The sequence below is a fragment of the Nonomuraea sp. NPDC050328 genome (genome assembly GCF_044459405.1).
In the GTDB taxonomy this organism is placed as follows: domain Bacteria; phylum Actinomycetota; class Actinomycetes; order Streptosporangiales; family Streptosporangiaceae; genus Nonomuraea.
Genome location: NZ_JBITIW010000004.1, coordinates 392,458 through 419,323, shown reverse-complemented (window position 1 = coordinate 419,323; position 26,866 = coordinate 392,458). Strand labels below are relative to the sequence as shown.

The 26,866-nt window shown below is 72.8% G+C and carries 29 protein-coding genes; 10 read left to right on the top strand and 19 right to left on the bottom strand.

Features of this window, described 5'->3' with window-relative positions; translation table 11 throughout:
* Window positions 1-26: 26 nt before the first annotated feature.
* The 3 genes from ACIBG7_RS18260 to ACIBG7_RS18250 are packed head-to-tail and all read left to right on the top strand — an operon-like array spanning window position 27 to window position 5,331.
* A complete protein-coding gene (locus tag ACIBG7_RS18260) occupies window positions 27-1,625 on the top strand; it encodes an ATP-binding cassette domain-containing protein (protein WP_397336928.1) in 1,599 nt (532 codons plus the stop codon).
* Complete coding sequence (locus tag ACIBG7_RS18255; RefSeq protein WP_397336927.1) at window positions 1,622-3,364, top strand: ATP-binding cassette domain-containing protein; 1,743 nt, start codon at window positions 1,622-1,624, stop codon at window positions 3,362-3,364. The genes ACIBG7_RS18260 and ACIBG7_RS18255 overlap by 4 nt, the downstream gene beginning before the upstream one ends.
* Window positions 3,361-5,331, top strand: a complete 1,971-nt coding sequence (locus ACIBG7_RS18250) for a prolyl oligopeptidase family protein (RefSeq protein ID WP_397336926.1) — start codon at window positions 3,361-3,363, stop codon at window positions 5,329-5,331. The genes ACIBG7_RS18255 and ACIBG7_RS18250 overlap by 4 nt, the downstream gene beginning before the upstream one ends.
* Here ACIBG7_RS18250 and ACIBG7_RS18245 read toward each other — a convergent pair.
* Window positions 5,291-5,965, bottom strand: coding sequence for a response regulator transcription factor (locus tag ACIBG7_RS18245; RefSeq protein ID WP_357929124.1), 675 nt, complete (start codon window positions 5,963-5,965; stop codon window positions 5,291-5,293). The genes ACIBG7_RS18250 and ACIBG7_RS18245 overlap by 41 nt on opposite strands.
* 84 nt (window positions 5,966-6,049) lie before the next feature.
* On the opposite strand from ACIBG7_RS18245, the gene ACIBG7_RS18240 reads away from it, so the two are divergent.
* Window positions 6,050-6,532, top strand: a complete 483-nt coding sequence (locus ACIBG7_RS18240; protein WP_357929127.1) for a SigE family RNA polymerase sigma factor — start codon at window positions 6,050-6,052, stop codon at window positions 6,530-6,532.
* Between the two features lie 51 nt (window positions 6,533-6,583).
* Window positions 6,584-7,741 carry a hypothetical protein gene (locus ACIBG7_RS18235; protein WP_397336925.1) on the top strand — a complete coding sequence of 386 codons (1,158 nt, stop codon included), beginning with the start codon at window positions 6,584-6,586 and terminating at the stop codon, window positions 7,739-7,741.
* Here the strand turns inward: ACIBG7_RS18235 and ACIBG7_RS18230 are convergent.
* Window positions 7,731-8,171 (bottom strand): MarR family winged helix-turn-helix transcriptional regulator, encoded by a 441-nt coding sequence (locus ACIBG7_RS18230; RefSeq protein ID WP_397336924.1) that lies wholly within the window; start codon window positions 8,169-8,171, stop codon window positions 7,731-7,733. The genes ACIBG7_RS18235 and ACIBG7_RS18230 overlap by 11 nt on opposite strands.
* Window positions 8,168-8,782, bottom strand: coding sequence for a DJ-1/PfpI family protein (locus ACIBG7_RS18225; RefSeq protein WP_357929135.1), 615 nt, complete (start codon window positions 8,780-8,782; stop codon window positions 8,168-8,170). Before ACIBG7_RS18225 ends, ACIBG7_RS18230 begins: the two co-directional genes overlap by 4 nt.
* A 60-nt stretch (window positions 8,783-8,842) precedes the next feature.
* Here ACIBG7_RS18225 and ACIBG7_RS18220 point away from each other — a divergent pair, with 60 nt between their 5' ends.
* The 3 genes from ACIBG7_RS18220 to ACIBG7_RS18210 all read left to right on the top strand — a co-directional run bounded on the left by ACIBG7_RS18220 (window position 8,843) and on the right by ACIBG7_RS18210 (window position 12,023).
* A complete protein-coding gene (locus ACIBG7_RS18220; RefSeq protein ID WP_357929137.1) occupies window positions 8,843-10,150 on the top strand; it encodes an NERD domain-containing protein in 1,308 nt (435 codons plus the stop codon).
* 76 nt (window positions 10,151-10,226) lie between these two features.
* Window positions 10,227-10,931, top strand: a complete 705-nt coding sequence (locus ACIBG7_RS18215) for a hypothetical protein (protein WP_397336923.1) — start codon at window positions 10,227-10,229, stop codon at window positions 10,929-10,931.
* Window positions 10,932-10,979: 48 nt separating this feature from the next.
* A complete protein-coding gene (locus ACIBG7_RS18210; protein WP_357929142.1) occupies window positions 10,980-12,023 on the top strand; it encodes a DUF2293 domain-containing protein in 1,044 nt (347 codons plus the stop codon).
* A 175-nt stretch (window positions 12,024-12,198) separates the two neighbouring features.
* Here the strand turns inward: ACIBG7_RS18210 and ACIBG7_RS18205 are convergent, their stop codons facing one another.
* Window positions 12,199-12,741, bottom strand: a complete 543-nt coding sequence (locus tag ACIBG7_RS18205; protein WP_397336922.1) for an HD domain-containing protein — start codon at window positions 12,739-12,741, stop codon at window positions 12,199-12,201.
* 66 nt (window positions 12,742-12,807) lie between these two features.
* Here ACIBG7_RS18205 and ACIBG7_RS18200 point away from each other — a divergent pair, with 66 nt between their 5' ends.
* Entirely contained in the window at window positions 12,808-13,170 is a 363-nt protein-coding gene (locus ACIBG7_RS18200) for an MmcQ/YjbR family DNA-binding protein (RefSeq protein WP_357929148.1), read from the top strand.
* Between the two features lie 18 nt (window positions 13,171-13,188).
* Here the strand turns inward: ACIBG7_RS18200 and ACIBG7_RS18195 are convergent, their stop codons facing one another.
* Window positions 13,189-13,779, bottom strand: coding sequence for a LysE family translocator (locus tag ACIBG7_RS18195; protein WP_357929151.1), 591 nt, complete (start codon window positions 13,777-13,779; stop codon window positions 13,189-13,191).
* Window positions 13,780-14,053: 274 nt separating this feature from the next.
* Here ACIBG7_RS18195 and ACIBG7_RS18190 point away from each other — a divergent pair, with 274 nt between their 5' ends.
* On the top strand, window positions 14,054-14,650 hold the full coding sequence (locus ACIBG7_RS18190; RefSeq protein WP_397336921.1) for a hypothetical protein: 597 nt from the start codon (window positions 14,054-14,056) through the stop codon (window positions 14,648-14,650).
* Here ACIBG7_RS18190 and ACIBG7_RS18185 read toward each other — a convergent pair.
* From ACIBG7_RS18185 to ACIBG7_RS18120, 14 genes are read right to left on the bottom strand one after another with little or no spacing between them, the layout of a single operon-like run.
* Complete coding sequence (locus ACIBG7_RS18185) at window positions 14,643-15,821, bottom strand: aminotransferase class V-fold PLP-dependent enzyme (RefSeq protein ID WP_357929156.1); 1,179 nt, start codon at window positions 15,819-15,821, stop codon at window positions 14,643-14,645. The genes ACIBG7_RS18190 and ACIBG7_RS18185 overlap by 8 nt on opposite strands.
* Window positions 15,808-16,494 (bottom strand): ABC transporter ATP-binding protein, encoded by a 687-nt coding sequence (locus ACIBG7_RS18180; RefSeq protein ID WP_357929158.1) that lies wholly within the window; start codon window positions 16,492-16,494, stop codon window positions 15,808-15,810. The genes ACIBG7_RS18185 and ACIBG7_RS18180 overlap by 14 nt, the downstream gene beginning before the upstream one ends.
* Window positions 16,488-17,225 carry an ABC transporter ATP-binding protein gene (locus tag ACIBG7_RS18175; RefSeq protein ID WP_397336920.1) on the bottom strand — a complete coding sequence of 246 codons (738 nt, stop codon included), beginning with the start codon at window positions 17,223-17,225 and terminating at the stop codon, window positions 16,488-16,490. Before ACIBG7_RS18175 ends, ACIBG7_RS18180 begins: the two co-directional genes overlap by 7 nt.
* Window positions 17,209-18,150, bottom strand: coding sequence for a branched-chain amino acid ABC transporter permease (locus ACIBG7_RS18170; RefSeq protein WP_397336919.1), 942 nt, complete (start codon window positions 18,148-18,150; stop codon window positions 17,209-17,211). The genes ACIBG7_RS18175 and ACIBG7_RS18170 overlap by 17 nt, the downstream gene beginning before the upstream one ends.
* Window positions 18,147-19,004, bottom strand: coding sequence for a branched-chain amino acid ABC transporter permease (locus ACIBG7_RS18165; protein ID WP_357929165.1), 858 nt, complete (start codon window positions 19,002-19,004; stop codon window positions 18,147-18,149). Before ACIBG7_RS18165 ends, ACIBG7_RS18170 begins: the two co-directional genes overlap by 4 nt.
* The gene (locus ACIBG7_RS18160) at window positions 19,001-20,131 is read right to left on the bottom strand and encodes an ABC transporter substrate-binding protein (protein ID WP_357929167.1); all 1,131 of its coding nucleotides are present in this window, start codon (window positions 20,129-20,131) and stop codon (window positions 19,001-19,003) included. The genes ACIBG7_RS18165 and ACIBG7_RS18160 overlap by 4 nt, the downstream gene beginning before the upstream one ends.
* The gene (locus ACIBG7_RS18155) at window positions 20,128-21,108 is read right to left on the bottom strand and encodes an amidohydrolase family protein (RefSeq protein WP_357929170.1); all 981 of its coding nucleotides are present in this window, start codon (window positions 21,106-21,108) and stop codon (window positions 20,128-20,130) included. Before ACIBG7_RS18155 ends, ACIBG7_RS18160 begins: the two co-directional genes overlap by 4 nt.
* Window positions 21,105-21,620 carry a 3-hydroxyanthranilate 3,4-dioxygenase gene (locus tag ACIBG7_RS18150; RefSeq protein WP_357929172.1) on the bottom strand — a complete coding sequence of 172 codons (516 nt, stop codon included), beginning with the start codon at window positions 21,618-21,620 and terminating at the stop codon, window positions 21,105-21,107. Before ACIBG7_RS18150 ends, ACIBG7_RS18155 begins: the two co-directional genes overlap by 4 nt.
* Window positions 21,617-22,006 (bottom strand): RidA family protein, encoded by a 390-nt coding sequence (locus ACIBG7_RS18145; protein WP_357929175.1) that lies wholly within the window; start codon window positions 22,004-22,006, stop codon window positions 21,617-21,619. Before ACIBG7_RS18145 ends, ACIBG7_RS18150 begins: the two co-directional genes overlap by 4 nt.
* Entirely contained in the window at window positions 22,006-22,755 is a 750-nt protein-coding gene (locus ACIBG7_RS18140) for a 2-keto-4-pentenoate hydratase (protein WP_397336918.1), read from the bottom strand. Before ACIBG7_RS18140 ends, ACIBG7_RS18145 begins: the two co-directional genes overlap by 1 nt.
* On the bottom strand, window positions 22,752-23,765 hold the full coding sequence (dmpG, locus tag ACIBG7_RS18135; RefSeq protein WP_357929180.1) for a 4-hydroxy-2-oxovalerate aldolase: 1,014 nt from the start codon (window positions 23,763-23,765) through the stop codon (window positions 22,752-22,754). Before dmpG ends, ACIBG7_RS18140 begins: the two co-directional genes overlap by 4 nt.
* The gene (locus ACIBG7_RS18130) at window positions 23,762-24,661 is read right to left on the bottom strand and encodes an acetaldehyde dehydrogenase (acetylating) (RefSeq protein WP_357929182.1); all 900 of its coding nucleotides are present in this window, start codon (window positions 24,659-24,661) and stop codon (window positions 23,762-23,764) included. The genes dmpG and ACIBG7_RS18130 overlap by 4 nt, the downstream gene beginning before the upstream one ends.
* On the bottom strand, window positions 24,658-25,455 hold the full coding sequence (locus ACIBG7_RS18125) for a fumarylacetoacetate hydrolase family protein (protein ID WP_357929184.1): 798 nt from the start codon (window positions 25,453-25,455) through the stop codon (window positions 24,658-24,660). Before ACIBG7_RS18125 ends, ACIBG7_RS18130 begins: the two co-directional genes overlap by 4 nt.
* The gene (locus ACIBG7_RS18120) at window positions 25,452-26,846 is read right to left on the bottom strand and encodes an aldehyde dehydrogenase family protein (protein ID WP_397336917.1); all 1,395 of its coding nucleotides are present in this window, start codon (window positions 26,844-26,846) and stop codon (window positions 25,452-25,454) included. The genes ACIBG7_RS18125 and ACIBG7_RS18120 overlap by 4 nt, the downstream gene beginning before the upstream one ends.
* Window positions 26,847-26,866 lie beyond the last annotated feature (20 nt).

The following is a 26,866-nucleotide window of genomic DNA, read 5'->3' as shown; positions in this document are numbered from 1 at the left end:
CGGTCTTGTTCTGAAGGAGGTCCCCCGTGCGCGCGGCCGACGCCCTGGTGCGGCAGACCCTCCGCCAACCGTGGACGGTCGTCCTGGCCCTCAGCTCGCTGCTGTCGGCCGCCGCGGTGCTTGCCCTGCCCGCGCTGATCGGCGAGGCGGTCGACGGCGACACCTCCTGGCTCGCGCTCACCGCCGCCACCGCCGCCGTCCTGGTCGCCTGCGACGCGCTGGCCGCCTGGTCCTCCGGCGCCGGAGCCGCCCGTGCCACCGCCTGGGTGCGGCGGCGAGCCGTACGGCACGTGCTCGAAGTGGGGCCGGCCATGACGCGGCGGCACACCGAAGGCGACCTGGTCACCCGGATCGGCGTGAACGCCGAGGAGGTCGGCCGGGTCCCCGACTCCGTGATCACCGGGCTGAGCCTGCTGGTGCCCTCCGCGGGCGCGCTGGTGATGCTCGTCCTCATCGACTTCTGGCTGGCCCTCGCCCTGCTGGCGGGGCTGGCCGTGATCGCCCTGGTGCTCCGCGCCCTGCTGCGCGTGACCGCCCGCGTCTCCGGCGACTACCAGGAGGCGCAGGCCGAGCTGGCCGGACGGTTGCTCGACGCGCTGGCCGGGGCGCGCACCATCGCCGCCGCGCGGACCGCCGACCGGGAGACCGAGCGTGTCCTGGGGGTCCTGCCCGCGTTGCGCGAGCACGCCCTCGCCCTCTGGCGGGCCAACGCCGACGCAGGCATGCGGGCCGGGCTGGTCGTGCCGCTCCTGGAGATCGCCGTGCTCTGCGTGGGCGGGCTGCGGCTGGCCTCTGGCGACCTGTCCGTCGGCGAGCTGTACGCCGCGGCCCGTTACGTCGTGCTGGGCAGTGCGCTCGGGTCGGGGCTCGGGCAGGTGGCCGGGCTCGCGCGGGCGCGCGCCGCCGCGGTGCGGGTCGCGGCGCTGTCCACCGAGCCCAGCCTGCGGTACGGCACGCGTCCCCTGCCCACCGGACCCGGCACCCTGGAGTTCCGGGAGGCCGACGGGCTTGACCTGGTCATTCCGGGCGGTGAGCTGGTCGCGGTGGTGGGGCGGTCCGGGGCGGGCAAGTCGCATCTGGCGGCGCTGGCGGGGCGGCTGGCCGACCCGGAGCACGGGGAGGTACGGCTCGACGGGGTGCCGTTGCCGCGGCTGAGCCGGGAGGCGTTGCGGCGGGGGATCGGGGTCGCGTGGGAGCGGCCTGCGCTGGTCGGTTCTACGGTGCTGGACACGGTGGCGCTCGGGGGTGGGGAGCCCTTCACCGCGGCGCGCAAGGCCTGTGCGGACGGGTTCGTCGAGCGGTTGCCCGAGGGGTATCGGACGCCTCTGGCTCAGGTGCCCCTGTCGGGGGGCGAGCGGCAGCGGCTCGGGCTGGCTCGGGCCTTTGCGCAGGCTCGGCGGGTGCTTGTGCTCGATGACGCCACCTCCAGTCTTGACCTGCTCACCGAGCGGCGGGTGGCGGAGACGCTGGCCTCCGAGCGGCGGACTCGCGTCGTCGTCACCCACCGGGTGGCGACGGCGGCTTCGGCGGACTGGGTGGTATGGCTGGAGGGGGGCCGGGTGCGGGGGTACGACCGGCATGAGGCGCTCTGGTACGACCCGGCCTACCGGTCGGTCTTCGGATGAGCCGCCCCACCGCCCCCGGCCACCGGGAGGACGAGCCCACGATCCCCGGCCGGCCGCCGGAGGAGCCCCCGACCCCCGGCCGGCCCATCCTCTCCTGTCCTCCAGAGGGTGCGCCCGCCGGGCGGTGGGGGCTGGTGTGGGGGGCGGTGCGAGGGCGGTTGGGAACGCTGGCCGGGTGGTCGCTGGTGGAGGCGCTGCCCGGTCTGGGGCTGGGCGTGGCGCTGGCCCGGGCGGTGGACGACGGCTTCGCGGCCGGACGGCCGGGGACCGGGCTGGCCTGGCTCGGGGTGCTGGGGCTGGCCTGGGTGGTGGGCGCGTTCGGCGCCCGCCAGGTCGTCCTCGTGGTCGCCGGCATCGTCGAGCCCTTCCGTGAACGGCTGCTGGACAGGCTGGTCCGAGGCGCACTCCGCACGGGCGGCACGGCGGCGGTAGCCCGGGTGAACCTCCAGGTGGAGCTGGCCCGCGACGCCCTGGCCGCGGTGATCTCGGTGATCCGCGCCTTCGTCTTCGGCGTGCTGGCCGTACTGGCCGGTCTGGTCGCCCTGGCGCCCGGCCTGCTCGTGCTGATCGTGCCGCCGCTCCTGCTGGGCCTCGGCCTGTTCGCCGCCTCGCTGCCCGCCCTGGCCAGGCGGCACCGCGCCTACCTGCTGGCCGACGAGCGCACCACCGAGGCGGTCACCACGGTCGTCGGGGGCCTGCGCGACATCACCGCCGCCGGAGCCGAGTCCCGGGTGGAGGCCGACCTGGACGCCCACATCGGGGCCCAGGCCCGCGCGGGCTTCCGGCTGGCCCGCACCACCGGAGCTCGCACGATCGCCCTGGCGCTCGGCGGCTGGGCCCCGGTCGTGCTGGTGCTCCTGGCCGCGCCCCGGCTGGAGCCCGGCGTGGTGCTGGGCGCGCTGGCCTACGTCACGCAGTCGCTGGTGCCCGCGCTCGGCAGCCTGGTCGAGAACCTGGGCGCGAGCGCGGTCCGGCTGAGCGTGGCCCTGAGCCGGGTGCTGGAGGCCGCACCGCCCGAGCCCCCGCCGGTGCCGCCCGAGCCCGGCCGCGGCGGCAGCGTACGGCTGCGCGGCGTGCGGTTCGCCTACGGGCCGCACGCCGCGCCGGTGCTCGACGGCTTCGACCTCGACCTGCGCGAGGGCGAGCACCTGGCGGTGGTGGGACCCAGCGGCATCGGCAAGTCCACGCTGGCCTCCTTGGTGACCGGCCTGCTCAAGCCGGACGCCGGGCACGTGCGCGTCGGCGGCGCCCGGGCCGACCTGCTCGACCCGGCCTGGCGCACGCTCGCCCCGCAGGACGCCTACGTCTTCAAGGGGTCGCTGCGCGAGAACCTCGCCTACTTCGGCACCGGGCCGGTGCGCGAGGCGGCACGCGCGCTGGGCGCGGAGGAGCTGCTCGACCGGCTCGGCGACGAGGTGGACCCGGCCCGGCTCTCCCCCGCCGAACGCCAGCTCCTGGTGCTCGTGCGCACCTACCTGTCCCCCGCCCGGATCGTCGTCCTGGACGAGGCGACCTGCCACCTCGACCCCGCCGCCGAGGCCCGCGCCGAGGAGGCCTTCGCCGCCCGCGGCGGCACGCTGATCGTGATCGCCCACCGGCTCAGCTCGGCGCTGCGCGCCCAGCGCGTGCTGGTCATGGACGGCACGGGCGTGGCGCTGGGCACCCATGCCGAGTTGCTGGCCGGCTCGCCGCTCTACGCGGACCTCGTCGGCCGCTGGACACCCGCGGAGATCTCATGACCTACCCGCCCGCCCACCGGCTCCCGCTGGTGGAATCGCTGCACGGTCACGAGGTGGCCGACCCCTACCGCTGGCTGGAGGACCCCGCCGACCCCGCCACGGCCGCCTGGCTGGCCGCCCAGGACGAGCTCTGGCAGGCCCGCGCCGCCGCGATGCCCGGCCGGGACGCCGCCCTTGCCCTGCTGCACGAGCTGGCGGCCGACGAGGTGAGCGCGCCGATGTGGCGGGGGGAGCACCGGTTCGAGCTCCGCCGCGCCGCCGGCCAGGAGCATGCCGTCCTGTACCGGGACGGCGTGGCGCTGATCGACCCCAACGTGCTCGACCCGACCGGGGCGACCGTGCTGGACGCCTGGCAGCCCGATCTGGAGGGCCGCCAGGTCGCCTTCCAGCTCTCGCGCGGCGGTGACGAGCGTTCGGTGCTGTACGTCGCCGACACCGAGTCGGGGCAGGTCGTGGACGGGCCGGTGCAGGGGTGCCGCTACTCCCCTGTCGCGTGGCTGCCGGGCGGGCGGGCCTTCTACTACGTGCGCGGGCGGCAGGTGTGGTTGCGCCGGCTGGGCGGCACCGAGATCCGCATCACCGACGAGGAGGCCGGTTACGGGCTCTCCCTGGGAGAGGACGGGCGCTGGCTGGTCGTCTCGGCCTCGTCCGAGGGGCGGCAGGACGTCCGGGTGGTGGACCTGTGGGGGTCGCGGACGCTTGCCGTACAGGAAGGGGGAACGGAGCGGACCGCGGCGGCGGTGGGGCGTGACGGGCGGTTGTACGTGCTGACCGAGCGGGACGCGCCGTTCGGGCGGTTGTGCGTGGCCGACCCGGCTCGGCCCGATCAGTGGAGCGAGCTGGTCGGCGAGCGGGAGGGCGCGGTGCTGGCCGGGTTCGCGCTGCTGGAGCGGGAACTGCTGGTCACCCGGCTGCGGGACGGCGTCGCCGAGCTGAGCGTGCACGACCTCGGCACCGGCGAGCTGGTGCGGCATCTGCCGCTGCCGGGCGCGGGGTCGATCGGGGCGGTCAGCACGCGGGGGCGGGAGGCGTGGTTCACCTACACCGACCACGTCACGCCGGTCACGCTGCTGCACTACGAGGAGGGCAGCCTGGCCGGGCCGCAGGGCGCGGCGGCGCGGGAGGTGGTGACCGAGCGGCTGGAGTACCCGTCGGCCGACGGCACCCGGGTGCCGCTGCTGGTGCTGTCCCGGCGCGGGGACTCGGGGCCGCGGCCGGCGATCCTGTACGGCTACGGCGGGTTCGGGGTGCCGCTCACGCCTGCCTACTCCAGCTACATCCTGGCCTGGGTGGCGGCGGGCGGGGTCTTCGCGCTGGCCGGGGTCAGGGGTGGCGGCGAGCGCGGCTCGGCCTGGCATCAGGCGGGGCGGCGCGAGCTCAAGCACAATTCGGTCGCCGACTTCGTGGCCGCCGCCGAGGCCCTGGTCGCGGGGGGCTGGACCACGCCGGACCGGCTCGGGGCGTGCGGGGAGTCCAACGGCGGGCTGCTGGTCGGGGCGGCGATCACCCGGCGGCCCGAGCTGTTCGCGGCCGCGGTGTGCTCGTCGGCCGTGCTCGACCTGGTGCGGTACGAGCGGTTCGGGATGGGGGCGGCGTGGCGGGAGGAGTACGGCACGGCCGACGATCCGGTCGAGCTCGGGTGGCTGCTGGGGCTCTCGCCGTACCACCGGGTGCGGCAAGGGGTGGCGTACCCGGCCACGCTGCTCACCGTCGCCGAGGGGGACACGCGGGTGGACCCGCTGCACGGGCGGAAGATGTGCGCCGCCCTGCAGCACGCCTCGGCGGGGCCGGGGCCGGTGCTGCTGCGCCGCGAGTGGGAAACCGGTCACGCCGGCGGGGCGGCGAGCAGGGGGGCCGGCCTGGCCGCCGACCTGCTCGCCTTCCTCGCCACCCACACCGGCCTCGACCTGACCAGCCCGCTGGTGGTCAGCGGCGGGCTCGCCAGCGGAGCAGGCCGAAGCGGCTGACCGTCGACGGCCAGAGCCACCCCGCCTCGCGGGCGATCTCCACCGCCTCCACCCGGGTCCGGGCGCCGACCTTCATCAGGATCCGCGAGATGTAGTTCCGCACCGTCCCGCCCGACAGGCACAACCGGTCGGCGACGTCGTCCACGGTCGCGCCCTCGGCCACCACCCCGAGGACGTCGAGCTCCCGCGCGGTCAGCGGGTTCTCCGGCGCCTTCAACGCCGAGACCGCCAGCTCAGGATCGATCACCCGCTCCCCCCGCACCACCTTGCGAATGCTGGAGGCCAGGTCACCGGGCCTGGCGTCCTTGACGATGAACCCCTGGGCGTCGGCCGCCATCGCCCGGCGCAGGGCGGTGGGGGTGGCCAGCCCGGTGAGGATGACCGTCCGGCAGGAGGGCAGCTCGCGCCGGAGCGCCGCGGCGGCGGTCAGCCCGTCGGTGCCCGGCAGCCCGATGTCGACCAGCGCCACGTCCGGCCGGTGCCGTAAGGCCGCCTTGACCAGCTCGTCGCCGTTGTCGACCTCGTCGACCACGCGCATGTCCGCCTCGGCGGTGAGCAGCGCCTTGAGCGCGCCCCGGATGAGGTGCATGTCCTCGGCGATGAGCACGCCGATCGGGGGAGGGAGAGGTGCCATGCCCCCAGAATGCACTAAGCGCGAGCAAGTGGTCACTATAAGCAAGCTGGCAACCTTTTACGAAGCTGATGTGTCCTTGGGGAGGTGGATGACTCCTTCGAGGCTTTCGTGGCGGCGCGGCTCGACGCGTTGTTCGGTTACGCCATGGTCCTGACCAGGGACCGGCACGACGCCGAGGACCTGGTCCAGGAGGCGCTGACCAGGACCGGGACGCGCTGGAACCGCGTGCTGCGCAAGGACGACCCGGAGGGTTACGTCCGGACCACGATGCTGCGGCTCATGACCAACCGCTGGCGGCGCGGCCGGCGTGAGCTGGCCACCGCCGATCTGCCCGAGTCGGCGGCGGAGGACCGGGCGCTGGCCCGGGTCGACTCCGACGCGGGGCTGGCGGCGCGGATCGCGGAGTTGCCGCCGCGGATGCGGGCCGTCCTGGTCCTGCGGTACGTGGAGGAACGCAGCGAGGAGGAGATCGCCCACCTGCTCGGCTGCAGCAGGGGGACGGTCAAGAGCCAGGCCTCCCGCGCCCTGGCCCGCCTCCGCGCCGACCTGAAGCGCCAGCCCACATGAGCAGCCCACGTTTCACGAGCGCCCGAGACGACAAGAGAGCAGGAGGCCCCCATGGATGACCTGGAGACGCGGCTCGGCGAGGTGCTGGCCGGGCCGGGCGAGGCGAGGCCGCCCGCCGGTCTGGCCGGGCGCGTGCACGCGGGCGTCGTCACCCGCAGGCGCCGCCGCCGCGCCGTCGCCGCCGGCGCCTGCGTGCTGGCCCTCGCGGTGGCGATCCCCCTGACCGTACGGCAGGCGTCGGACCCCGGAAGGACCACGGTGGCCGCCTCCGCAGGGGGCATCGCCGACCTCGTGGACCTGCCGGGCTCGATCGCCCTCCCGCCCCGCACCCCCGAGGGCACCACCTTCTTCCCCGAGGTCATCGGCGAGGACGGCAGCGTGCTCGGCCGTACCGACCAGGACAAGAAGGTCTGGGCCGCCGGCCCCCACACCCAGGAGCTGCGGCCGGTCACGGACGCCGCGGCCCAGGTGCTGGGCACTGGCGAAGGCGGCCTGCGCCTGTGGGCCGGGGCCTCGTCGACCTACCCGCTGTCCTGCCAGGACGCCAGCGGGGCGACCAGCGACCCGTCCCCGCAGGGCTACGACCCGGCCGGACCGTTCTGGGTGAGCCACGGCTGGGTGGCCGCCAACGACCCGATGCGGCAGCCGTGGACGGCCAAGGGCTGCGCGAAGGGCACCACGGTGTCCGGGCAGGGCCGATTCTCCTCCGGGCACGCGGTCGCCTTCGCCTACCCCGACCTGTTCGTCGCCGAGGAGTCGAACGACCGGGTGGTCCGCCAGGTCGACGTGGAGTCCGGCCGGGAGGTCGCCGAACGGCCCCTGCCCGAGGGCGTCCCCCCGGTGACGATGGCCGATCCCGGCAAGGACTGGCTGGCCGCGGCCAACGGCAGCACGTTCGCCTGGGTCGTGGACCGGAGGCTGCGCACGGCCCCGCGCGACACCTGGACGCCCACGACGGTGCCGGTGAAGCTGCCGACCGCCACTCCGGTCACCGTCCAGCAGACCACCGTGCCGCAGGCCAAGCTGACCATGGGCGACCGGCTGATCGCCTACACCGCGCTGGAGCTGGAGGTCGGCTGGAAGTCGGTGGTGCACGACCCGGTCACCGGCCGGAGCGTCGAGCTGCCCGGCCGGGCCTACGCCGCGGGCGAGTGGCTGGTCTGGCAGGACGGCGACTCCTACCGGCTGGCGCGCGCCCTCACCCAGTGAGCCGGTCGAGGGTGGCCGACAGCCGCTTGAGGGCCGCGATGACCTCCTCCAGGCCGCCCGGCCCCAGAACGGCCATCGCCCGTTCAGCCGCGGCGGTCAGGCCGGGCTCGATCTGCGCGATGGCCGCCAGCCCCTCCGGCGTGGGCCGGAGCAGTTTGGCCCGCCGATGGGCGGGATTGACCGCGTACTCGGCCAGCCCCTTGTCCACCAGCAGGTCGGCGGTCCGCTGCACGCCCTGCCGGGTCAGTCCTCTGAGCCGGGCGATGGCGGCCACCGACATGGGCTCGGCCTCGACCGCGCTCAGCACCTGCCACCAGGCCACGGTCAGCTCGGCGGGCCTGGCCAGCGCGTCACCCAGGTTGAGGAACTGGCCGTTGAGCCGGTAGACGGTGAGCGCCGCCTCCGACAGCAGGTCCGCCTGGTCGCTCACGCCGCCATCAGCACCTCGAAGGCGCTGGCGTCGCTGTTCTTGAACAGGCGGTACCAGGCGTCCAGCACTTCGGGGGTGTAGAGGTCGAGCTTGGCGAAGATCTCGCGGGCGAAGTCGACCGGGGCGGTCGGGCCGGCGGTGATCAGCTCGCCGCCGGTGACCGCTTCGGCCTCGATGTAGTGGGCGGCTCCGCCGTACCCCTCCTGGGCCTGCAGGTACGGCAGGGCGGCGGCGGTGTGGTCGCGCCCGTCGAGCACCCCCTCGCGGGCGAGCCCGGCGACGGCGCCGCAGATGGCGGCGACCGGCGTCCCGGCCGCCAGCAGGCCGCCGGCGAGCAGCGCGAACGGCTGCAGCTCCGCGCTCTCGTCCCAGAGCGCGGCCCCGGGCAGGATCAGCAGCGCCGCGTCCTCCGGGACCAGGTCGGCGACGGTCACGTCGGGCGTGACGCGCAGGCCGCCCATGGTGACGACCGGTCCGGGGGTCAGGCCGACGTGGACGATCTCGTAGCGGCCGGGCTCCTTCTGGAAGTTGCCGTTGCGGATGTGGGCTGTGGTGTGCCCGGTCTCCCAGTCGGCCATCGAGTCATAAATCGCGTGGTAGATCGTGTTCATGACAATAGACTGTCATAACGACAACATGTTGTCAATCAAAAGCATGCGAAGATGATCCGCATGGCACAGATCGTCGGGGGCGGACGGCCGGTCAACGACGCCGAGCGCAAGGTGATCGCCCACCTGCGGGACCACGCGCCCGACGACTGGTTGCTCCTGCACAACGTCGAGGTGCCACGCGGCGACGACGTCTTCGAGGTCGACCTGCTCGTGCTGACCGCGCACTCGCTGGTCGTCGTCGACGTGAAGGGCACCCGCGGCCGCATCGAGGCCTCCGGCATGCGGTGGTTCCCCGCGCGCAGCCCCGCCTACGGCTCGCCGGCCGCCAAGCTCCGCGGCACCGCCCGCGCGCTCAAGGGCCTGCTCGTCGCCAAGCACCGCGACCTCGAACGGGTCTACGTGGACAGCCTGGTCGTGCTGACCTCGCCCGACGCCCGGCTGATCGACCACGACGGGCGCGACCGGGCCAACGTCACCGACCTGCCGGGCTTAATCGACGTGCTGAGCGACGTGACGCGCGTGCGGCGCGGCTGCAGCCCGGATGCCACGCCGTACCGCACGCACATCCTCGAAGCGCTCAACGCGATGGTACGGCGCAGCACCGCGGCCCCCCGGTTCGGCCACTGGGAGGTCGAGGAGGAGCTCGGCGGGGACGCCAAGGTCACCGAGTACCGCGCCTTCAACGCCACCCTGCCGGGCAGCCAGACCGTGCTGCTGCGCGTCTACCAGGCCGACCCGATGGCCGACAGCGCCTCCCGCACGGCCGAGCTGCAGCGCATCGCCAACGCCTACCAGTCGCTGGCCGGCCTCCCGGCCCACCCCAACGTGGTGCGCCCGCGCGACTTCTTCGCCATCGACGACGAGAGCCGCTTCGTGCTCGTGCTGGACGACGTGCACGGCGAGGCGCTGCACCTGCGCCGCCGGGTCGGCCTTGAGGTGGTGCGCGACATGCTCGCCGGCCTGGCGCACGCGCACGCCCACCACGTCGTGCACCGCGCGCTCACCCCGGCCAGCGTGCTGGTCACCGACGCCGGGCGGGCGCTGCTGACCGGCTTCGACTACGCCAAGCCGGGTCCGCGCTCCTACACCGTGGCGCACGAGCTGGGCAACGTGCTCGACGTGCAGTACGTGGCGCCCGAGGCGCGCGACCGGCCCGACCTGATGACGGCGGCGTGCGACGTCTACTCCGCCGGGGTGATCGCCCAGCGCTACCTGGAGGAGCCGCCGCCGGTGGTGCTCGGCATGCTCGCCGAGTCGCCCGGCCTGCGGCCCACCGCCGCCGAGGCCCTGGCGGCGCTCGACGGGGCCGAAGAGCCGGAGGCCGCCCGGACCCCCTGGTTCCGGCGGTTGTTCCGCCGCCACCCCTAGCCGGGGACGCTACTCATGGCGGGCTGAGTACGGGGACGCTCGTGCGGGGCGGGGGTCATGGCGAACGCTCGTCGTCATGAAGGTCTGGATATTTCCGGTCACGGTAGTCGTCGCCCTGTTCGCCATCTGGCTGCTGGTCTTCCTCGACGTGCCGCTCGCCACGTTGCTCTCGCTCGCCCTCGGCTTCCTCAGCCTCGCCTGGCTGATCACCTTGCTGATCGTGCCCTGGAACCTCTACTTCGGCGCGCTCCGGGCCGTCGGGGCGATGCGCGAGTCCCGCGAGCGCGGCATCGCCGTCCCCGAACGGCACGAGACCGAGGCCCGGCGGATCGCCGCGCGGATGCTCCGCTTCGCCATCGGCGGGCACGTGCTGTCCGCCCTGGTCGTCGCCGTGATCAGCTTCTTCTCCGGCAGCGAGGTGGGCTACTACTTCGCCGGGTTCTACCTGCTCAGCACCCTGTTCCGCCCGGCGGTCGCCTACTTCGGCCACCTGCGCGGCCGGGTCGGCGAGCTCGCCCGCGAGGCCACCTTCCCGCGCGACGACGTGCTGAGCATGCGGGCGGCCGTCGAGGAGCACGGCCACGAGCTCGACCGGCTGCGCCGGGAGAACGACGACCTCCGCACCGAGCTGGCCATCGTCCAGGGCCGGGTGCACGACGCCGAGCGCAAGGTCAACGGGATCTCCCAGCGCTTCGCCGAGACGGTCAACGGCATGGCCGACAACCACGAGGTGATCACCGGGCTCAAGGCGTTCATCCGGCTCCTCAGGAGCGAGCAGTGAATCGGAGTTGTGGTGGGCGGGGGTGTGAAGCTGCGGCAAGCTTGGGTGGTGAGCAGGCCCAATCTGACCGGACGCGTCGCCTCGGCGGCCGAGATCGTCCTCGCCACCCGCAAGCAGGTCGCCTTCGTGGACGTCGTGGCCGGGCTGCGCTGGCTGCACACCCGCCACCTCGACCAGTGGCGGCAGGGACGCGCCGCGACCCTCGCCGAACTCGCCGCCGTGGACGAGGAGCGGCTGCTGACCACGCTGGCGGTGCTGCGCGAGTGGGCCCAGGCCAAGGGACTGCGGGCGGTCGAGCTCCCCTACCTGTCCGGCGCCCGCGACCGGCGCGAACTGCGCTTCACCGCCTCCGGCGACCAGGCGCCCTTCCGGGTGCACTGGCTCTCCCCCGACCTCGGCGAGGCGCAGGTCAAACGGCTCACCGCCAGCCGCAGCAAGGTCCCCGACCTGGTCGCGGTCGTCCCCGACCAGCCGTTCACCTGCGCCTCGTGCCGGGAGAGCGGGCCCTACCTGGTCATGGAGGACGAGCAGCCGCACTGCCTCACCTGTGCCGACCTCGACCACCTGGTGCTGCTGCCCGCCGGGGACGCGGCGCTCAGCCGGCGGGCCAAGAAGGAGAGCGGGCTGTCGGCCGTCGTCGTGCGGTATGACCGGCGGCGCAAGCTCTACCGGCGGATCGGGGTGCTGGTCGAGGAGGGTGCGCTGGCTCGGGCCGAGGAGCAGTGCCTGGCTGATGAGGAGGTACGGCTCCGCCGCCGCGACCGGGACCGGGAGCGGCGGGCGGGGCAGGACGAGGAATTCCAGGCGCGGATGGCCGGGGAGATCGCGCGGCTGTTTCCGGGGTGTCCTGAGGACCGGGCCCTCGACATCGCCCGGCACGCCGCTCAGCGGGGCAGTGGGCGGGTGGGGCGCACCGCCGCCGGGCGGGCGCTGGACGAGAACGCGATCACCCTGGCTGTGGTGGCTTCGGTGCGGCACTTGGATACGGAGTATGACTCGTTGTTGATGTCGGGGGTGGCTCGGATGGAGGCTCGCGAGCGGATCCGTTCGGTGATCGAGGCTCGGCTGGCGGAGTTTCGCCGACCCAGGTGACCCGGCCGCGCCCCACCCACCGACCTTCCGGGGCACAGGTGGACCTTGGTGGATCAGTGGGAGGCCCGTCGGGGCACAGGTGGACCTTGGTGGATCAGTGGGAGGCCCGTCGGGGCACAGGTGGACCTTGGTGGATCGGTGGGAGGCCCGTCGGGGCACAGGTGGACCTGGTGGATCAGTGGGGGCGTGCGGCCAGGTGGGCGATCGTGGGGCGCCAGGTGGTGAGTTCGGCCAGTGGGGGGCGGGTGAGGCCGATGACCTTGCCGAGGTCGTCGGCGCGGCGGAGGGTGACGGCGGCCGGGCCGTACGGCGAGGCGGCGAAAGCGGCGGCCTCAGCGGGTGACATCGGCCCACCCTGGAGGGCGAGTGTGCGCGCGCTCTCCAGGGACAACCCCCGCCCGGGTTCGACCGCCGCGAGGTACCGCTTGGCGGGCACGTGCAGCTCGACCAGCGCAGCCACCCGACGCCCGAGCAACGGCCCGACCGCCCGCGCCCCGGCGGCGGCGTGCCCCGCCTCGTCCCCCGGACACAGCAGGTGCCCGAGGTCGTGCACCAGCCCGGCCACCTGGAGTTCGAGGTCGTCCGGCGCCCACTCCCGCAGGACGGCCGCCACCTGAAGCCCGTGATCCAGCAGGGGCACCGGGTCACCGCTGCGGTCGGGCGCGTCCCAGGCGTCCTCGCACGCGGCCAGCAACCCCATCAGCTCATCGACCGTCATACCCACCCACTCTGGACGAGTGTCGGCCCCGGAAACAGTCGGTGCCCTTCGATAGCCTCCATAGCCATGGACGCCAGAGAGCGACTGCTCGAGTTCGCCCTGGGCCTTCCGGAGGCCTGGGAAGATCATCCGTGGGGCGAGACCGTCGTCAAGGTCGGCAAGAAGGTCTTCGTCTTCCTGGGGATGGACGGCTCCGACGAGCGCTACGCGCCGAGCTTCACCGTCAAGCTGGTCAGCGAGTCCCACGGCCACGCGCTGACCGTGGAGGGCGCCGCCCCGACCGGCTACGGCCTGGGCAAGGCCGGCTGGGTGACCGTCCCGTTCCTGAGCAAGCTCCCCGACACCGAGATCCTGCTCGACTGGGTGGAGGAGAGCTACCGCCAGGTCGCCCCGAAACGCGCGATCAAACTGCTCGACGCCCAGCCCTGACCGCCCGGAGGCGAACGGCTACTGCACGGCCAGGCGGAGGGCGAAGCCGACCAGGACCACGCCGGTGATCCGCTCGATCCGGCGTTGCCAGCGCGGAGTGCGCAGCAGCGCGCCCAGCCGGTCCACCACCAGGATGTAGAGCACGAACCACCCCGCGTAGAGTCCCGCGAAGATCGCGGAGAGCAGGGCGGCCGAGGCACCCTCCATGAACTGCGGCAGGAAGGTCACGAAGAAGAGCAGCACCTTGGGGTTGAGCAGGTTCGACAGCAGCCCGTTGCGCACGTACCCCAGCCGGCCGGTCCTCGGCCTGTCCGGCGCGGCCTCGGCGGGGAGCTTGCCCCGCGAGCGCAGGCCCTGGAAGCCGAGCCACAGCAGGTAGGCGATGCCGAGCCAGCGCAACACGGCGAAGGCGGTGGGCGAGGCGGCCAGGAGGGCGGACAGGCCGACGGCGGCGGCCGAGGCGTGCAGGGCGAGTCCGAGCAGGCCGCCCAGCATGGTGAGCAGTCCGGCGGCACGGCCGTGCGAGATCGAGGTGCGCATCATGAGCGCGGCGTCCGGCCCCGGGATCATGATCATGACCAGGGCGGTGACCGTGAAGGTCAGCAGCATGACGGACGTCCACGACGAAACGCCACGTGGGCGGGTGAAGCGAGCACGCGGGGGTCTCCCGGAAGAGCTGGGGGCGCGCTCCGAGGAACCCGCGGGTGTGCAGGCCACACGGAACGCGGGCAAACAACAACAAAAGGTGCCTTGTGGGCAGGAAGCATGCTATCCGAAAGGCCACGAGTGCCAGACACTGGCCAACCCTTGACCGTGCTCCAGGGGTCAGACCTCAACGAACAGCACCACCCAGGCACCACCCAGGCACCACGGGGAGCACATCATGGGGTTCACGATCGCCACCGTCCTGACCGCCGCGACGCTGGCGGCAGCCGTACCGGACGGGTTCCTGATCTACGAGCGGGCCGATGCGCCCGCGCCGGTCATCAAGCTCGACGGCGGGGAGAAGTGGCAGGTGTCACGGAAGGCGCGGGGCACGCAGTGGGTCAACCCGTGCGCCGACGCCCGCCTCGGGGCGAAGGGCCGGACGTCGGTGCGCAAGGCCGTCCTGCACGGCCCGGCCGCGGCGCAACTGGAGGAGGTCGCCTTCTACCGGAACGCCAAGGCCGCCGAGCGCGCGATGGACGACCTGCGCCGGGCGCTACGGCACTGCGCCCGGGTGGACGACGGCAGCGGCGTGGGACGCGACCTGGTCTGGACGGCCACCCCGGCCCAGGTCGGCGACGAGGGCCTCAAGATCGCCGCGCAGGGCTACCAGGGCACCCAAATCAGCCTGCACGGGCAGCGGGCCGTGGTGGCCCGCCGCGACCGCGCGGTGTTCGTCTACGCCCACGCCGACGAGGCCGCCGCCAAGCCCCGGCCCCAGGACTTCCGCCGGCACCTGAAGGACGCGGCGACGACGGCCGCCCGGCTCAGGTGACCGCCAGGCGCTGGGCGTAGCGGCTGTCGCGCCAGAGTTCCTTGTCCAGCACCTCGGCCAGCGTGGCCGCGGCGTCGTAGACGTCCACGTAGCGGGTGTACAGCGGCGCGAAGCCGAAGCGCAGGATGTCCGGCGCGCGGAAGTCGCCGTGCACCCCGTGGTCGATGAGCGCCCGCATCACCGGGTAGCCGTCCGGGTGGTAGAAGCTCACCTGGCTGCCCCGCAGCTCGGCCTCACGCGGCGAGGCGAGTTCCAGCGAGTCGCCGACCAGGTCCACGAAGAGCGAGGTCAGGGCCATGCTCTTGGCTCTGACCTGGGCCAGGTCCACCCGCTCCCAGATGTCGAGCGCCGCCTCCAGCGCGGCGAAGGACAACACGTGCGGGGTGCTGACGGTGAAGCGCCGGATGCCCTCGGCGGCGCGGAAGCGCGGCTCGAAGGCGAACGGCTCGGCGTGCGCGTACCAGCCGGACAGCACGTTCTCGGCGCGCTCGTGGTGGCGCGGGTTGACGTAGAGGAAGGCCGGGGCGCCCGGCCCGCCGTTCAGGTACTTGTACGTGCAGCCGACCGCGAAGTCGGCGGCCGAGACATCTACCTGGAGCGCGCCGACACTGTGACAGACGTCCCACACCATGAGCGCGCCCGCCTCCTGCACCCGGCGGGTGACCTCGGGCACGTCGTAGCGGGCGCCGGTGCGGTAGTCCACCTCCGACAGCAGCACCACCGCGGCGTCGTCGAAGCGGCCCTCGGAGAAGTCGCGCAGCTCGCCCAGGCCCTCGACCATGTAGTTGTCGGTCGGGAACATGGCACGGTCCACCACGATCACCCGCCGGTCCGGGCGCAGCCGCAGCGCAGCGGAGACCGCCTGGTAGACCGCGATCGAGGTGGTGTTGCCCACCACGACCTGACCCGGCCCGGCGCCGATCAGCGGGGCCAGCCGGTCGCCGGTGGTCAGCGGCTGGGCGTACCAGCCGGCGCTGTTCCAGCCGCCGACCTGCTGCCCGCCCCACTCCTGCTCGACCGTGCGGGCCACCCGCTCGGCGGTACGGCGCGGCAACGCCCCCAGCGAGTTGCCCACGAGGTAGACGACCCCCTCGGGCAACACGAACTCCTCGCGGAAGTCGCGCAGCGGATCCGCCGCGTCCAGCGCGGCGCAGGCCTCACGATCCAACACCCAGATACTCCTTCGCAGCCGCCGGGTCCTTGCGGAACCCGGCTGTGGTGGCGTGGTAGACGAAGCTGCCCTTGACCATGCACCGCACCTCGTCGGCGACCGCCACCGCCAGGTGGAGGTTCTGCTCGACGATGACGACCGACAGCCCGTCGAGCCCGGCCAGCACCTCGCCGAGCTCCTCCACGACCTTGGGGGCGAGCCCTTCGGATGGCTCGTCGAGCAGCAGCAGCCGCGGGTTGCCGAGCAGGGCGCGGCCGATGGCGAGCATCTCCTGCTCGCCGCCGGAGAGCTGGTCGCCCCGGTGGCGGCGCCGGGCGGCCAGCGACGGGAACAGGTCGTAGACCCGCTCGACCGTCCAGTCGCCGGGGCTGCGGGAGATGGCCAGCGTCTCCTCGACGGTGAGCGAGCGGAAGACCCGGCGGCCCTGCGGCACGATGCGCACGCCGTGCCGGGCGATGCGGCGGGTGTCGAGCCCGGCCAGTTCGACGCCGTCCAGCGTGATGCTGCCGGAACGCGGCTTGACCAGGCCCATCAGGGTGTGCACGAAGGTGGTCTTGCCGACGCCGTTGCGGCCGAGGACGGCGACGGCCTTGCCCGGTTCGAGGGTCATCGAGGCCCCGTGCAGGATCTGGGCCTCGCCGTACCCGGCGGTGAGCCCTTCGACGGTCAGCACCAGATCTCCTTCGTCGTGCCGAGGTAGACCCGTTCGACCTCTTCCGAGGCCCGGATCTCGGCGGGCGCGCCATCGGCGATGACCTGGCCGGCGGCCAGCACGGTGACGTGCGAGGCGACGGCGAAGACCACGTCGAGGTCGTGTTCCACGATCAGCAGGGTGGTGTCGAGCGCCTGGATCAGTTCGGCGAACTTGGCGCTCTCGGCGGCGGACATGCCCGCGGCGGGCTCGTCGAGCAGCAGCAGGCGGGGGTCGCGGGCCAGGGACATGGCCACTTCCAGGCGTCGGGCCTCGCCGTGGGAGAGCGAGCCGGCGAGGGTCTCAGCTCGCAGCTCCATGAGGTCGAGGAAGCGCGCCGCCTCCTGCTTGGTGCGCAGGTTCGCGGCCGGCGAGCTCCAGATCCTGGTGCCCACGCCCTGCCGCGACCGCACCGCGAGCGCCACGTTCTCCTCGCAGGTCAGCCCGGTGAACAGGCTGCTGTGCTGGAAGGTCCTGGCGATGCCCAGCCGGGCCCGGCGGTGTTCCGGCAGCTTCGTGACGTCCCGGCCGGCGAACTCGATCGTCCCGGCGGTCGGCCGGAGCGAGCCGGCGATCGTCGCGAACAACGTCGACTTGCCCGCGCCGTTCGGCCCGATGAGCGCCCGGCGCTCGCCTTCGGCCACGGTGAGCGAGACGCCGTCCACCGCGTTGAGCGCGCCGAAGCGCATCGTCACCTCATGCAGCCTGAGCACGGCGCCTCCACAGTCCTTGCAGGCCGCCGGGGAGCAGGTAGACGCAGATCACGAAGAGCGCCCCCTCCACCAGCAGCCACTTGTCGCCGAGCGCGGTCGAGGTCATCGCGCGCAGCACGATCAGCGCCACGCCCGCGACCAGCGGCCCGGCCAGCGAGTCGCGCCCGCCGAGCAGCACCATCACCAGGAGCAGCACCGAGACGCCGATCTCCAGGTGCGTGGGGGCGACGAAGGTGTCCTTCTGCTCCACCAGCGCTCCCCCGGCGGCGCACACCGCGCCGGCGATCACCACGGCGGCCAGCCGTACGCCGGTCACGTGGTAGCCGAGCGCGGCCATCCGCGTCTCGTTCTCGCGCGCGCCCGCGACGGCCCGGCCGAGCGGGCTGTTGCGCAGCAGCACCAGCGCGCCGAAGCCGAGCGCCACGACGGCCAGTGCCCACCAGTAGAAGGCAGCCACGTACGGCACGACCGCGTCGAGCCCGAACAGCTCGGCCTTGGGGATGCCGGACAGCCCGTTGTCGCCGCCGGTCACCCGGGTGGAGCGGGTCGCGGCCTGCACCGCGATCTCGCCGATCGCCAGGGTGAACATCAGGAAGAAGAACCCCTTGGTGCGCACCGCGAACCAGCCGGTGAGCAGCGCGAACACCACACCCGCCGCGATGGCGACGAGCAGTTGCCCCAGCGCGTTGGCGGTGAGGTGCTTGGCGGTCAGGCCGGCCGCGTAGGCGCCGACGCCGAGGAAGGCGGCGTGCCCGAGCGAGGGCAGCCCGCCGTGCCCGACCAGGAAGGCCAGGCTGGCGGCCATCAGCCCGTAGGCCAGCCCGCCGCTGAGCAGGTCGAGCCGGTAGGGGTCCAGCACGTACGGCATGACCGCCATGACCGCCAGCACGGCGGCGACGGCGACGCCCTTGATCCTGGGGTTCATGCCGTCCTCCCGAACAGCCCGGCCGGCCGCCAGAGCAGCACGGCCGCCATGACGGCGAAGAGCAGGTAGGCGGCCAGTTCTGGCACCAGGGCGACGCCGAGCGTCTGCACCTGCCCGATCAGCAGCGCGCCGAGCGCCGCGCCCCGGATGGAGGCCAGCCCGCCGACCACGATGACGATGAGCGCCAGCACGAGCACCTCGGTGTCGAGCCCGGCGCGCAGGTTGAGCAGCGGCCCGCCCAGCACGCCGGCGAAGACGGCCAGCGCGCATCCGGCGAGCACCACGCCGAGCCGGACGCGCCTGACGTTGACGCCGGTGGCGGCGAGCATCTCGGGGTCGTCCACCGCGGCCCGCACCAGCGCCCCGGCGCGGGTCTTCTCGAAGACCCAGAAGGTGGCTCCGGCGATGGCCAGTCCGGCGACGATCACGGCCACCCGGTAGGCCGGGTAGCTGCCCGCGATGCTGCCGTCGAGCCCGATCGGCGCGGCCAGGCTGTGGAAGCCGCGGTCGACGCTCTGCAGCAGGAACTCCGAGAGCAGGATGGCCAGGCCCATGGTGAGCAGCGCCTGGTCGAGGTGGCCGCGTCCGCGCAGCGGCCGGATCGCCGCCGACAGCCCGCCGCCGAGCACGAGCCCGGCGACGACGGCCAGCAGCGCGACGCCGATGAAGACGGCCAGGGAGACCGGCGCCTCCCCGATGATCAGCAGGGCGAGGTAGCCCCCGGCCATGTAGAGCGCGCCGTGCGCGAGGTTGAGCACGTCGAGCAGGCCGAAGATCATCGTCAGCCCGACGGCGAGGACGAAGAGCAGGGCGCCGAAGGCGATGCCGTCGAACGCGGTGACGAGCAGGTTCACGAGGCGGGGTCCGGCGGGATGGTGGCGATCACCTTGTTCGCGCCGCCCTCGTAGGTGCGGGCGTACCAGTTCTGGACCGGGTTGTGCTTGTCGGCGTCGAGCTTGAAGGTGCCGCGCGGGCTGGTGATGTCGCCCACCTTGGCCAGCGCCTCGGACAGGTCGCCGCCGGCCGCCACGGCCTTGTCGATGAGCTGCATGGCGTCCCAGCTCTGCAGCGCCACGACCGAGGGGTTCTTGCCGGTCTTGGCCTTCCACTTGCTGACGAAGGCGGCGTTCTCGGCGTTGTCCAGGGCCGGGGAGTACAGGCCGACGCTGGTGATGCCCTCGGCGTCGGCGCCGATCGCCTGGAGCACGTCCTCGTCGGTGATGTTCTGGCAGGTCAGCAGCTTGACCTTCTGGTCGTAGCCGAACTGCTTGAAGTTCTTGGCGAAGGTGATCGCCTCGCCGCCGGCGTAGAAGACGTAGAGGAACTTCGCCTCGGCCGGGATCTGGCTGAGGTAGGGCTGGAAGTTCTGGGTCTTGCCGAAGGGCGTGAGGATCTGCTTGATCGGCGCGGCGCCGCCGGCCTTGGCGAAGCCGTCGGCGAAGCCCTTGAGCGTCTCGGTGCCGGCGGAGTAGTCGGCGCCCATCAGCACCGCGCCGTCCTTGCCGTAGGCCTCGGCGGCGTACTTGCCGGCCGCGTAGCCGTGCATGTAGTTCGTGTAGGAGACGCGGAAGACGCCCGGGCCGCCGAGCGCGTCGGCGCCGGCGTTGGCGATCACCACCGGGGTCTTCTGGGCGGCGGCCTCCTTGGCCACCGCCACCGCGACCGGCGAGGCGATCAGACCGGTGATCACGTCCACCTTGTTCTCAAGGGTGAGCTGCTTGGCCTTCTGCTGGCCGGTCTCGGGGTTGCCCGCGTCGTCCGCGGTGATCAGCTCGGCCCGCTTGCCGCCCAGCTTGTCGCCCTTCTCGGTGAGGTAGAGGCGCATCGCGGCCTCCATGTCGTCACCGAGGGCCGAGTAGACGCCGGTCTGCGAGATGATCGCGCCGATCTTGACCGTGGAGTCGTCCTGCGCGCCCTGCATCGCGCCACCGCCGCAGGCGCTGGCCGACAGGAGCAGCAAAGCGAGGACCGCATATCTCATGGGAGCTCTCCGAGAAAGACTTCAGCGTTGTTTCCGAGGATCCTCGCGCGTGCCGTACCGGAAAGGAACCCCGCGTTTCGCACCACTTGTCCCACTGGCGTCTCACCGAGCGGGTAGGGGAAGTCGGAGCCCAGCAGCACGTGCTCGTCGCCCAGGACGTCGACGAGCAGGCGCAACGAGCGCTCGTCGAAGACCACGGAGTCGACGCTGAAGCGGTCGAGGTAGTGGGACGGGGGGTGCTCGGAGGTGCCGATCACGTCGTTGCGACGGTGCCAGGCGTTCTCGAAACGGCCGAGCCAGAAGGCGAAGGAACCGCCCCCGTGCGCGAAGCAGATGCGCAGCGAGGGCGGCACCCGATCGAATACCCCGCCGAGGACCATCGCCATGATCGACAGATGGGTCTCGGCGGGCATGCCGACCAGCCACTGCGCCATCCACCGTGCGACCCGTGGACCGGTCGGCATGTCCCAGGGGTGGACGAAGACCGGCATGCCGGTCTCGGCGCAGTGCTGCAGGAACTGGACGACGCCCTCGTCATCGAGGTCGCGGTCGCCCACGTGGTTGCCGATCTCCACGCCCCGGTGCCCCTGCTCGCGGCAGCGGTCGAGCTCCTCGCAGGCCAGGTCCGGGTCCTGGAGCGGCACCTGGCAGAACGGGATGAGCCGCTCGCTGGGCGCGCAGATCTCCAGGGCCAGGTCGTTGAAGACCTTCGCGACCCGGGCCGCCTCGGCCGGGGACCGGTCGTAGCCGAAGAAGACGGGGGTCGGCGAGACGACCTGGCGGTCGACGCCGTCGGCGTCCATCCGGCTCAGCCGGGCCTCGGCTTCCCAGCACTCGTGGCCGATCTTCCGGAAGTCCCGGTCGTTGACGAGGATCATGGCCTCGCGCTCGGAGTCGACGCGCAGCCGGGGCGCCCCGGGCCAGCCCAGGTCGGGCCAGCCCTTGGGCACGTAGTGGGTGTGGATGTCGGTGATCATTTGCCGGGGTGCACCGCTCCGCAGGCGCCGCAGGTGCGGGCCTTCTCATCGGCGTAGAACGCCTCGAAGACCGGCGGCAGGTCCTGGACGATGTCCCGCACCTGGAGCTCGACCTCGTGCACCAGCGCGTTGCAGTCCGGGCAGTACCACTGGAACTTCTCCAGCACGCCCTCCGGCCGGACCCGCTCCACCAGGAAGCCGATCGAGCCCGGCTCCGGGCGCTGCGGCGAGTGCGGCAGGTTGGGCGGGAGCAGCCACATCTGGCCCTCGCGGATGTGCACGGTGTCCGGCCCGTCCGGGGTCATGACGTTCACGTGCATGTTGCCGCGGACCTGGTAGAAGAGCTCCTCGTAGGGGTCCACGTGGAAGTCGGTGCGCGCGTTCGGCCCGCCGACGACCATGACGATCAGGTCGTTGGCGCCCTCGAAGATGATCTTGTTGGCCACCGGCGGCTTGAGCAGGTGGGCGTGCTCGTCGATCCACTTGGTGAAATCGAGCGGCGGGATCGTCATTGCGGCCTCCAGGCGATGGCTTGGATCTCGATGAGCAGGTGCGGGTGCGGGAGCTGGTGGACCGCGACCGTCGTGCGAGCCGGCCCGGTCTCGTCGAAGAACTCCGCCCAGACCTCGTTGTAGCCCTTGAAGTCGTTCATGTTGACCAGGTACGTCGTCGCCTGCACCAGGTCGCCGAGCGAGGCCCCCTCGGTCTTGAGGATCTCGCCGATGTTCTGGATCACCGCCCGCGTCTGCGCCCGGATGTCCAGGTCGGTCGTGCCGAGCTCGTCCACCTCGACCCCGGCGAAGCTGTTGTCGGGCCGCCGCGAGCTGGTGCCGGAGACGAACAGGAAGTCGCCGGCCCGCTTCACGTGCGGGAACCGCCCTCTGGGTACGGCCAGCATCAGGCCCCCCTCAGCGACACCGAGCCGAGGTGCTGGACTTCGGCCCGCACGTGCGTGCCCGGCTTGAGCGGCTCGGCCGCCGTGGCCGCGCCGGCCAGCAGGATCGAGCCCTCCTCGATGACCTGCCCCGCCTGTACGGCCAGCCGTGCCGCCTCGACGATCGCCCGGCGCGGATCGCCGAGGATCGCGCCGGTCGACCCGGCGTGCGCGGGCCGCCCGTCCAGCGCGAACACCACGCCGAGGTTCCACTGGGCGGGATCGTAGGTCCGCCAGGCGCCGACGCAGTAGGCCGCCGCCGAGGTGTTGTCCGCGACGACCGACTCCAGCGAGAAGCGGAAGTTCTCGTAGCGCGAGTCGATCAGCTCGATGCCGGCCGCCACCGCGGCGACCGCGCCGGGCAGCAGGGCGTCGGCCACCGACTCGATCCGGCGGCCGACCAGGTAGACGACCTCGGGCTCGACCCGCGGGTGGATGTAGCGCGACAGGTCGGCCGTGCCGCCGTCGGGGATCACCATGGCGTCGGTGAGCCGGCCGAGGATGAGGTCGTGCACGCCCATCTGGACGCGCTTGGCCTCGCTGGTGAAGCCGAGCTTCACCCCGGTCTGCCGCTCGCCGCGCTTGAGCCGCAGGCCGATCAGCTCGTCCTGGACGGCGTAGGCGTCGAAGCCGGGCTCGGGCTGGGCGATCGGCTTGGCGGTGCGGGTGGCCTCGTCGAGCCGCTCGGCCAGCGACGTTTCAGGATTTGTCACGACTGCTCCCCCGAGCTCAGGTCCAGGGCGATGTCCACGATCATGTCCTCCTGCCCGCCGACCATACGCCGCCGCCCGGCCTCGGCCAGGATCGCCCTGGTGTCGACGCCGTAACGGGCCGAGGCGGACTCGGCGTGCCGCAGGAAGCTGGAGTACACGCCCGCGTAGCCCAGGGTCAGCGTCTCGCGGTCCACCCGGACCGGCCGATCCTGCAGCGGCCTGATCAGGTCGTCGGCCGCGTCCATCAGGGCGTACAGGTCGCAGCCGTGCTCCCAGCCCATCAGGTCGGCCACCGCCACGAACGCCTCGATCGGGCAGTTGCCCGCACCCGCGCCCATGCCGGCCAGCGAGGCGTCCACCCGCACGCAGCCGTTCTCGACCGCGACGACCGAGTTGGCCACGCCGAGCGCCAAATTGTGGTGGGCGTGGATGCCGAGCTCGGTCTCCGGCTCCAGCACGTCCCGGTAGGCGCGCATGCGATCGCGCACGCCGTCCATGGTCAGCCGGCCGCCGGAGTCGGTGACGTAGACGCAGTGCGCGCCGTAGGACTCCATCAGCTTGGCCTGGCGGGCGAGCTCCTGCGGCGAGGTCATGTGCGACATCATCAGGAAGCCCGCCACGTCCATGCCCAGCTCTCGGGCGGTGGCGATGTGCTGGGCGGAGATGTCGGCCTCGGTGCAGTGGGTGGCGATCCGCACCGACCGCACGCCCAGCGCCCCGGCCCGCTTGAGGTCCTCGACGGTGCCGATGCCGGGCAGCAGCAGCGTCGTCAGCTTGGCCCGCTTGACCGCGCCGGCGACCGCCTCGATCCACTCGTCGTCGGTCTGGGCGCCGGGCCCGTAGTTGAAGCTGCCGCCGGCCAGGCCGTCGCCGTGCGCGATCTCGATCGCGGCCACGCCGGCCTCGTCGAGCGCGCGGGCGATCTCGGCCGCCTGGTCCACGGTGTAGCGGTGGCGGATGGCGTGCATGCCGTCCCGCAGCGTGACGTCCTGGACGTAGATCGTGGTCATGCCAGCCTCTCAGCCGTGCGCAGGGCGGCGGAGGTCATGATGTCGAGGTTGCCGGCGTAGGCGGGCAGGTAGTGGGCCGCGCCCTCCACCTCCAGAAACACGCTCACCTTCATCCCGCCCTTGGCGCCGGGGACCAGCGTCCAGACCGGCTCGTCGTCGCCGATCCTGGCGAACTGCACGTCCTGCTTGAGCCGGTAGCCCGGCACGTACTCCTGGACCTTCGCCACCATCTCCGCGACGGCGGCGCTGACCGCGCCCTCGTCGCACTCCTCGACCAGGCAGTAGACGGTGTCCCGCATGATCAGCGGGGGCTCGGCCGGGTTGAGGATGATGATCGCCTTGCCGCGCTCGGCGCCGCCCACCCGCTCGATCGCCCGGGCGGTGGTCTCGGTGAACTCGTCGATGTTGGCCCGCGTGCCGGGCCCGGCCGACTTCGAGGCGATCGAGGCGACGATCTCCGCGTACCGCACCGGGGCCACCGAGGCGACCGCGGCGACGATCGGGATGGTCGCCTGGCCGCCGCAGGTCACCATGTTCAGGTTGGGGGCGTCGAGGTGCTCGCCGAGGTTGACCGGCGGGACGACGTAGGGGCCGATCGCCGCCGGGGTCAGGTCGATGACCCGCTTGCCGTACGGCTGGAGCACCGCCCAGTTGTGCCGGTGGGCGCCGGCGGAGGTGGCGTCGAGGACGACGTCGATCTCGCCGAAGCCGTCCAGCTCGACCAGGCCCTCCACGCCGTGGTGGGTGGTCGCCAGGCCGCGCCGGCGGGCTCGCGCCAGGCCGTCGGAGTCGGGGTCGATGCCGGCCATGGCCACGACCTCGACGCGCTTCGACAGCAGCGCCTTGAACATCAGGTCGGTGCCGATGTTGCCCGACCCGATGATCGCGATCTTCATCGGGAGAACACCGCCCGCACCGAGCCGAGGCCGTCGATCTCCGCCTCGAACACGTCGCCGGGCTCGACCGGCACGACCGGGCCGAGCGCGCCGGTGAGCACGATGTCGCCCTTGCGCAGCGGGAACTCGCTGCGCGCGAGGGTGTCGGCGAGCCAGACCGCGGCGTTCAGCGGGTGCCCCAGGCAGGCCGCGCCCGCGCCGGTGGAGACCTCCAGGCCGTTCCTGGTCATGGTCATCCCGGCCAGCCGCAGGTCGAGCCCGCGCAGCTCGACCGGGGTGTTGCCGAGCACGAACGCGCCGCTGGAGGCGTTGTCGGCGATGGTGTCGGCCAGGGTGATGTCCCAGCCCTCGATCCGCGAGTCGACGATCTCGATCGCCGGGAGCACGAAGTCGACCGCCCCGATCACGTCGGCCACGGTGAACGGGCCGCCCTCCAGGTCCCGGCCGAGCACCAGAGCCACCTCGGCCTCCGCCTTCGGCTGCAGGAACCGCTCGTACGGCACGGCGAGCCCGTCAAGGTAGGCCATGTCCGCGAAGAGCAGCCCGAAGTCCGGCGAGTCCACCCCGAGCTGCTTCTGCACCGCGAAGTTGGTCAGCCCGATCTTGCGGCCCACCAGCCGCCGGCCCTCCTCCAGCGCGCGCCGCGAGTTGAGCTCCTGGACCGCGTACCCCTCGGCGGCCGTGCCGATCAGGTCACGCACCGGCGGGCAGGGCTTGCCGGTGCGGGCCGCCTCCCGCAGCCGGTCGGCCGCGACCGTGCGGGCGTCGACCGCCTCTGACCACGTGTCGGTCATGTCAGCTCCATGGTGATCGTGGTGGGCTCGGAGTAGAAGTCGAGCGACTGCGTGCCGCCCTCGCGGCCGATGCCGGAGAGCTTCACGCCCCCGAAGGGGGTGCGCAGGTCGCGCAGGTACCAGGTGTTCACCCAGACCAGGCCGGCCTCCAGGCGCTGGGCCACCCGGTGGGCGCGGCCGAGCCCGGTCGTCCACACCGTGGCGGCCAGGCCGTACTGGCTGCTGTTGGCCAGCTCGACCGCCTCGTCCTCGGTGTCGAACGGGCGCAGGTGGCAGACCGGGCCGAAGATCTCCTCGGTGTTGAAGCGGGAGCTCTCCGGCAGGCCGGTGACGATGGTCGGCTCGACGTAGTAGCCGGACTCGCCGGGCACCGCGCCGCCGCCGGTCAGGAACTCGCCGCCCTCCTCGCGGGCCAGGTCGAAGTAGGACAGCACCTTGTCGCGGTGCTCGGCGGAGATCATGGGCTGCCGGTAGACCTCGCCCGCGCCCGCGGCCAGCCGGCGCGCGAACTCGTCGAAGATCGAGCGCTGCACGTAGACCCGCTCGGTGCACAGGCAGACCTGGCCGCCGTTGGTGAAGACCGAGCGCAGCGTGCCGGCGACCGCCTTGTCCAGGTCGGCGTCCTCGAAGACCAGCGCGGCGTTCTTGCCGCCGAGCTCGAAGGAGACCGGCTTCACCCGGTCCGCCACCGCGCGCATGATCGTCGAGCCGGTGCGGGTGGAGCCGGTGAAGGTCACCCCGTCGATGCCGGGGTGCTCGACCAGGTGGCCGCCGGTCGCGCCGTACCCGTAGACGATGTTGACCACACCGGGCGGCAGGCCGATCTCGCGGCAGATCTCCGCGAGGAGCGCGGCGCTGCCGGGGGTGTTCTCCGACGGCTTGACCACGACGGTGTTCCCGGCGACCAGCGCGGGGGCCAGCTTCCAGGTCATGAGCAGGAAGGGCAGGTTCCACGGGACGACCACGGCGACCACGCCGAGCGGGCGGTGGACGGTGTAGCTCAGCACGCCGGGCAGGTGGAAGGCGTTCGACGGCCGCTGGGCGGCGATCTCGGCGAAGGACCGGAAGTTGGCCGCACCCCTGGGGATGTCGAGCGTCCTGGTCTGCTCCACCGGCTTGCCGGTGTCGGCGATCTCCACGTCGACCAGGTCGTCGAAGCGCGCCTCGATGCCGTCGGCCAGCCGGCGCATCCACGCCGCCCGCTCGGCCATCGGCAGCTCCGCCCAGGCCGGAGCCGCCGCGCGGGCCGCGCGGACCGCGCGGTCGACCACGTCGCGGTCCGCCACGTGGACCTCGCGGATCTGCTTTCCGGTCACCGGGTCGTAGGCGGGGAAGGGGGTGCCTTCGGCGACCAGTTCACCGCCAATGAAATGGGCTATCTGCTCAAACACCGTCTCTCCTCATACATATG